Origin of the sequence: Rhodococcus sp. (in: high G+C Gram-positive bacteria), assembly GCF_049591685.1 — a bacterium.
GTDB lineage: Bacteria > Actinomycetota > Actinomycetes > Mycobacteriales > Mycobacteriaceae > Rhodococcoides.
Map to the genome: position 1 here is coordinate 1 of NZ_JBAWFH010000319.1, position 7,214 is coordinate 7,214.

The 7,214-nt window shown below is 64.2% G+C and carries 7 protein-coding genes; 4 read left to right on the forward strand and 3 right to left on the reverse strand.

The features are described from left to right. Positions 1-80: 80 nt before the first annotated feature. Both WBQ44_RS13220 and WBQ44_RS13225 read right to left on the reverse strand, forming a co-directional pair. A complete protein-coding gene (locus tag WBQ44_RS13220; RefSeq protein ID WP_495567137.1) occupies positions 81-593 on the reverse strand; it encodes an ArsR/SmtB family transcription factor in 513 nt (170 codons plus the stop codon). Beyond that, positions 590-1,684 (reverse strand): serine hydrolase, encoded by a 1,095-nt coding sequence (locus WBQ44_RS13225; protein ID WP_495567138.1) that lies wholly within the window; start codon positions 1,682-1,684, stop codon positions 590-592. Before WBQ44_RS13225 ends, WBQ44_RS13220 begins: the two co-directional genes overlap by 4 nt. A 568-nt stretch (positions 1,685-2,252) precedes the next feature. Between WBQ44_RS13225 and WBQ44_RS13230 the strand changes: the two genes are divergently transcribed. Next, the gene (locus WBQ44_RS13230) at positions 2,253-2,927 is read left to right on the forward strand and encodes a GTP pyrophosphokinase (protein WP_495567139.1); all 675 of its coding nucleotides are present in this window, start codon (positions 2,253-2,255) and stop codon (positions 2,925-2,927) included. Between the two features lie 42 nt (positions 2,928-2,969). Here WBQ44_RS13230 and WBQ44_RS13235 read toward each other — a convergent pair whose 3' ends face one another. Continuing rightward, a complete protein-coding gene (locus WBQ44_RS13235; protein ID WP_495567140.1) occupies positions 2,970-3,818 on the reverse strand; it encodes a DUF72 domain-containing protein in 849 nt (282 codons plus the stop codon). A gap of 137 nt (positions 3,819-3,955) precedes the next feature. Between WBQ44_RS13235 and WBQ44_RS13240 the strand changes: the two genes are divergently transcribed. The 3 genes from WBQ44_RS13240 to WBQ44_RS13250 all read left to right on the forward strand — a co-directional run. Further along, positions 3,956-5,494 (forward strand): metallophosphoesterase, encoded by a 1,539-nt coding sequence (locus tag WBQ44_RS13240; protein WP_495567141.1) that lies wholly within the window; start codon positions 3,956-3,958, stop codon positions 5,492-5,494. Positions 5,495-5,544: 50 nt separating this feature from the next. Further along, positions 5,545-6,240, forward strand: coding sequence for a nuclear transport factor 2 family protein (locus WBQ44_RS13245; protein WP_495567142.1), 696 nt, complete (start codon positions 5,545-5,547; stop codon positions 6,238-6,240). 122 nt (positions 6,241-6,362) lie between these two features. Beyond that, a partial coding sequence (locus WBQ44_RS13250; protein WP_495567143.1) for a S1C family serine protease occupies positions 6,363-7,214 on the forward strand: 852 nt, incomplete at its 3' end.

Genomic DNA, 7,214 nt, shown 5'->3' on the forward strand with positions numbered 1-7,214 from the left:
GACCTGACGCACCCGCGGGTCACGTGGGTCGATGCCTGTATCGACACCGGCCACACCGAAAACTCATCGGCGCCGGAAGATCAGGTGCCCAGTTCGCCCGAGATATCGGCTGCAGCAAGCATCGCCACCAGCAGTGGCACAACTTTCTTGGCGCCGATGCGGTAGTCGCCTCGCCCGTGCTGCTCCACTACGCCGGCCGAGCCGAGCACCTTCAGATGGTGGTACACCTGGCCCGTCGATCCACGGCCTCGATCCTCGTCATTTCCGCCGCTGATGCCGCCATGACCCACTGCGTCCAGGATGGCCGCTGCGTTCGCGGGGCCCCGCAGCAGTAGTCGAACGATGTGTAGGCGGACCGGATGGCCCAGTGCCGCAAGCACGTCCGATGTACGTGGGACCGAGAGCTCGAGGACCGCATCGGGCAAGTACCCGATCGTCCAGCTGACATGGCCGTTCAAGTGGACGTCGCCCTCGTAGCCCACAGATCCACCCGTCGGCGTTCGACCGACGTCCTCGGCCGTGTCGCCGATATTTTCCAGAGCGGCGACACGCTCCTCCAGCGCGGCGAGCCTGGCTTCGAACTGTTCGGTCACACGACGCAGGCTATGCCATCGAGAACGTCGGACTGGTTCATGGCGTCGACGATCAGACGTTGCTGGTTACCGAAGCCGGCGATCGCTGCCTCGTATCGATCGGCAGGCAGACCCTCGATCAACCACACTGCCGTTGCGATGCTTCCATCGTTGCGGCGCAGCTCGAATGCCTGCGTCAGCACGCCGGGAAGGCTGCCCCCTTTGAAGCCCAGGCCCTGCACACCGTCCGGCGCCGGCTGATACTCCAGGTGTCGGAGGGCGATGTCGGATCCTTCGCCGAAACTGCCGTCCGAGAGCGCCCGATAAAGGGAACCAAGCTCGTTGGCAGAACCGTCGGCGTAGTTCTCGGTCACCCGGTTTGCCTGGTCCTCATAGCTCGGAATCCGCACCGCTGCAATGGCTTCGGTACGAAATTGCTCGTCGAACGCCCATCTGTTCGCCGTGGCCCATCGATCACCGTCCCCGAGAACCGGATCGAAGACGGCGAGCGTGCTCGTCACCAGCGACGGCGTCGAGAATCCGTCCCAGCCGCCTGCAGCAGCGGCGTCGGCAATGGCGTCGGCACCGAGTCGGAACCGCAGGTAATCCGGGACGGCGTTGTCGCTCTCCTGGATCATCGCGGACACCATGTCGTCGAGCCGAACGGTGCGCGCGAGGTCGGTTGCAGCGATGCCGTCGTTCGGGAGACCGAGCCGATCGAGCGCCGCCGGATGGGCTCCGCCGTCGGTGCCCGGCACGTACCAGCGCTCCCAGTCGAGCAGGGAGATCTGCTCGTCCGGGTCGAGTTCACCGGCCGCGACGGCCCTCCCGTAGGCCGCGAGGTGCACGACCTTGACCGCCGATGCCAGAGGTTGCTGCTCGTCCGCACGATGTTCGACGGTGCGCCCTCGGCCGTCGTCGACAATCAAGCTCACGCTGTTCGGCTGCTGTTCGATGAGGCCGATCCACCCGTCGACGGTGTTCAGATCCGTCGAGGTCACGGGTTCGCATTCTGCGGGCGTACTGGGCTCGGAGTCGACCGACGGACTGGAACACCCCGTGGTGACGAGGACTGCCACGCATGCCGCGTACACGGCGACGGTCGAACGCATAGCTACTCCCATTCGTGTTTCGGAAATACGTAATTCCGTAATTATCGAACAGCGTAAGGCGCGCGTTGACCTCCAGCAATGGGAACACATGTTCGAATCGTGCTAGTCTGAACGCGCCGTCCGGGAGCTACCACTCGCGGACGGTCCACCGTGTTTCACCAGAATTTCGCGGGTCCAGGTAGGCGGAAACGAGTATGACGACATCCGACGCACCAGGCCCGGACTCCTCTGCAATCCTCCATCGATTGGGCGATCGATGGGTCGAAAGCGCGCCTTCTCGGTGCGCCCGCGGTCATGTCCTCGGCCCGCGAACCGTGCTGGTCGGGTCGAGGGCATGCTCCTGCGGACGCGGACATCACCGCACCCACGCGTGCAGACGATGTGGGCACGTCACCTTCAGCCCTCCCCTCGGATCGAGATGTTCGGACGCCAGCTTCGATTCACGAGGCGCGGAAAGAGGCACCTGAGCCTCGCCCGGGCGGTGGGTAGACAATCTAGTGTCATTGACAGCGACAGCCCGGACACGACCACCGATTTCGCCCGGCTGCGAAACGACTTCGCCCGCTTCATGATGGGGTACAAGTTCGGCATCGACGAGCTCATGACCAAGATCAACATCTTGAAGGAAGAGTTCACGCACATCCATCGGTACAGCCCCATCGAGCACGTCGGGTCCAGCCTGAAGACGCCGGAAAGCATCATCGCGAAAGCGCGGCGGAAAAATTGCCCACTCACACTCGGCGACATCCGCACCGGCATCGTCGACATCGCGGGCATCCGCATCACGTGCAGCTTCATCTCCGACACGTATCGCGTCGCCGACATGATTGGATCACAGACCGACGTCCGGGTTCTCGAGACGCGCGATTACATCGAGAACCCGAAACCCAACGGCTACAAGAGTCTTCACATGATCGTCGAGATTCCCGTGTTCATGAGCGACCGCATTCAGCCGGTTCCGGTCGAGCTGCAGATTCGCACCATCGCCATGGACTTCTGGGCGAGCCTCGAGCACAGGATCTTCTACAAGTACGACGGTACGATCCCCGGCCACCTCATGCAGGAGCTCACCGAGGCCGCAGCCAGTGCCAACAAGTTGGACATCACCATGGAGCGGCTGCACGACGAGGTAGCGGAAATCAAAAACAATGCGGACGACACCATTCAGTTGAACGCCATGCCCCCGATGGCTCTACCCCGTGAACTGTTGATCGCGATGATGGAGGCGGGCAGGCGTCTGTGATGCACGGTCTATCAGCTCATCTATCAATGTCTACGATGCACGCTAGAGTGCCCTAGTATCGCCGATACGCGACATCAACCTCATCGCGTCGTAGGGCGCGTACCCCTTCATGTCGTTGTCGAAATAGGCAAACACGTCGCGCTTCGACGACGTCCAGGCTTCGATGCGAGCCGCCCACACGTCGAGCGCTTCGTCGTCGTAGCCGCTCGCGTACAGCTCCTTGTCCCCGTGCAGACGCACGTACACGAAGTCGGTCGTAGGGGTGTCGAAAAACGGGTATCGCCCCGCCGTGTCGGCGACGACCAACGCGATGTTCTTCTCTCGCAGTAGCTCCGCTGCTTCCTTGACCTCGAAGCTGAGGTGACGCACCTCGAGGGCATACCGCAGAGGCCGGTCACGCTCGGTCGCGACGCTGACGCGATCGTCCGGCAACTTGTCGTCCCGCCGATCCGCGAAACTCGCTGCCTCCATGGTCGTTCGGGGCAGCATGTCGAAGAACGCAGCCAACTTCCGTGCGTCGTACTGGAAGTTCGGGGGCAACTGCCACAGGATCGGCCCCAGTTTCGGGCCCAGGCTCAGCACACCGGTCGCGAAGAAGTTCGCGAGCGCAGCCTCTGCGTCGACGAGTCTCCTGATGTGGGTGATGTAGCGACCACCCTTGATCGAGAAAACGAAATTCTCCGGGGTCTCGTCGCGCCACTTCACGAAGCTGGTCGGCTTCTGCATCGCATAGAACGTGCCGTTGATCTCGATCGACGACAACTTCTCGGACGCGAATTCCAACTCCCGGCGATGCGCGAGGCCCTTGGGGTAGAAATCCCCGCGCCAGGGCGCATACGTCCACCCCGAGATGCCGATTCGCACTTCCGGTGGCCGCCTCGCCGCTGACATGGACCCACACTATGCGCTTCGCGCCCGTGCACGGAAAGTGCCGCGCCAACGACACTTTGTGCGCACGGGCGGCGGAGCCGCCTCACGCCCGCTTCGCCGTCCGGTGCTACCGGCGTCGAGTCGGTAGCCTGGGCAGAGTGAAAGCTGCACCGACTCTCGGGGCTCTACTGCTGGCCTGCACCCTCGTCGGTGCCGATGCAGCGGCGAGTCCGTCCGTCGCGCGCACGCAGGTGCCTGTGACGGCGGTGCCTGCCTCGGGCCTGATCGCAGATCCGGCGCCGGTGACCTCCGATATGGTGGCCGGTGTGGGCTCCGAAGACGCCGCGGTTCTGGAGGGCGAGGCCGGGGAGGAGTCGTCCGGCTCGGAGTCGCGCACGTCGGCGTGGGACGAGTATCCCTATCTTCGGTACAACCTGTCGTTCGCACCCGGGGTCGGCGAGGCCCGATTGTCCTGGCAGGGAACGTCGATCAACCGAAACGATCTCGCGATGCACGTACGAACCGCCGGTGCCGAGGACTGGGGGCCCGCCGTCGCCACCGCCGCGCCCGAATCACCCGGCGGCATCATCGATCTCGCTGCCGACATCACCGATGTGCGCGGCGAGGTCGAGGTCATGGTCATCGACAGTCCCCGCGCAGACCGCTCCTTCGCCGAGGCGAATGCCGCTCCGGACGGCGCGTTCGCCGAGCCGGACACATACGACTTCGCTCTCCAACACATCACCGACACGCAGTACATCGCCCGCGACGACCCTGGCGTCTACGACGACATGACGCAGTGGACCGTCGACAATGCGGACCCACTCGACATCGAGTACAGCATGCACACCGGAGATATCATCCAGAGTTGGATTCGCCCTGGGGGCCGAGATGCGCAGTCTCGCATCGAGTTCGAAGATGCCGGCGAATCGATGAAGAAACTGGAGGACGCGGGTATTCCACACGGCGTCCTCCCAGGCAACCACGACAATCTGTGGAACGTGGCAGGCAAGCTCGTGCCGGGCATGCACGAGGAGAATCACGCGCTGTACAACGAGTACTTCGGCCCGCAGAGGTACCGAGATCAGCCGTGGTGGGGCAACTCGTTCACGTCCGAGGACAACTCCGCGCACTTCGACCTCCTCGACATCGCCGGGGCGAAGTTCCTGATGCTCTACATCGGGTACAACCCGCCGGAGAAGGTCATGAAGTGGGCCGAGCAGGTGCTCGAGGATCACCCCGACCGAAACGTCGTCATCGGCAGCCACTACTACCTCGAGGAGGACGGGGAGAAGAAGTTGATGGGGTTCGGCGACATCGGCTCGAGTTCGGGTCAGCAAATCTGGAACCGCCTCGTCCTCCCGTACGAATCGGTGTTCATGGTGCTGTCCGGGCACGTCGACGGCCAGGCCACAGTCGTCGACCGCAACGTCGACGACACCGGACGCACCGTCGTCCAGCTGCTCGCCGACTACCAGTACTTCGAGGTGGACGGGGAACGAACGGCGGGGTTCCAACGCCTCCTGCAATTCGACATCGATGCCGGCACGGTTGCCGTGACGACCCACTCGCCGACGCTCGGGCGCTTCGACGTCGAAGGTTTCGACCCCCGACGACGATTCGCTGCCGAGGACGGCGAGTTCGTCACCGATTTCACCTTGCGTGCCGACGTTCCGCGCGCGGTCAGCGCGTTGTAAAACCCACCGTTTCTCCACGTCGCGGCACGTCGGGCGTTAACGTCGAGACCGTGCCCACCGCAGAAGACCTGCTCACAGCCGTCCGGGGGTCGCCCGACGCCGTCGCTGTCCACGACCGAGCGGCATGGATCGACCTGTACGCCGAGAACGGCATCGTCAACGACCCGGTCGGCTCCAGGCCGCACCGAGGTCGCGACGCGATAGAGCGGTTCTACGACACCTTCATCGCGCCGAACACCATCAACTTCCACGTCGACCACGACGTCGTCTCCGGCATGTCCGTGGTCCGCGACCTCTCCCTCGAGACGATCATGTCGTCGGGCGCGACTCTGCACGTACCCATGCACCTGCGCTACGACCTCGTCGAGGAGAACGGGCAACTGAAAATAGCTCGGCTCGCTGCTCATTGGGAATTGTCGACGATGATCGGACAACTCTTGAGCGCCGGAACACGGGGGTTGACGGCATCGGCCGGGCTCACTCCTGCGCTGATCCGCAATCAGGGACTCGGCGGTGTAGTCGGCTTCATGGGCGGGTTGCGCGGAGTGGGAGCGAAGGGAAAGGTCGCGGCGCGGGACATCCTGCGATCCTCCGATTCACTTCGCGGCGCGAAATATCACAAGTGGATAGCCGCCGGCCGAACTGTAAGTGCCAGTGTCGATTCGGATGCCGGCCACGGTGTGGTGTTCGTCGACTTCCATGATCGTTCCCTGCGCGACTACTCCATCGAGGTTTTCACCGCCTAGGTTCATTCGCCGAGATCGAAGTTACGCATCGAGACGGTCCGATTCGGTGACACAACCTCGATTTCGGCGGGGGAAGCAACCCGGGCTACCTGCACTGTTGAAGCAGCGCATAATTGGTGACTATGCAGGCGGCTGGCCGGGCGGCGCTACTGGTGACGTTGACGGTTGCTGTCTCCGCTCTCGCGCCGTCGCTGACGCCGGGGGTGCTCGATTCGCTGTCCGGGGCACCGCCTGGACCGGCGCCGATGCAGGCACCGCTGCCTCCTCCGCCGCCGCCGGTTCCGCTGAGCACCGAGCAGATTTCCGCGCAGGTCAACCCCACGGTCGTCACCATCGCGGCTGAGTTCGGGTTATACGGCGTCGCGGGCACCGGCTTCGTCGTGGGCTCCGACGGCCTCGTCCTGACGAATTTTCACGTCATCGAGGAAGCGACCGAGGTGACGGCGGTGCACATGGGCAACGGCCTGATCTACAACGCGTCGGTGCTCGGCTACGACAAGACACGCGACCTGGCGGTTCTGCAACTGGCGACGGCGGCCGATCTGCCCGTTGCGTCGATCGGGAGCTCGTCGAACATCGGTGTCGGCGACGCGGTGACGGCCATCGGCAATGCCGCCGGGCAGGGCGTTCTGGTCCCGGCCCCGGGGAAGATCGTCGCACTCGACCGGACGGTGACCGCGCAGAGCTCCGTCGACGGGTCGCGCAACGAATTGGCGGGCATGATCCAGATCGACGCCGACGTGCGCGCCGGCGACTCCGGAGGCCCTCTGGTCGACGCCTTCGGCAACGTCGTCGGCGTCGACGCTGCGGGCCTGTCGGATGAAGCCCGCGCGACACAGGCACCCGAGGCGTACGCGGTTCCCATCGACGACGCGATGGGCGTCGTCGCGCAGATCCGCGAGGGCGTGTCCGGAGGGACGGTCCACGTCGGGCCGACGCCGTATCTGGGCGTCGCCGTGCAGGACGTGTCTGCG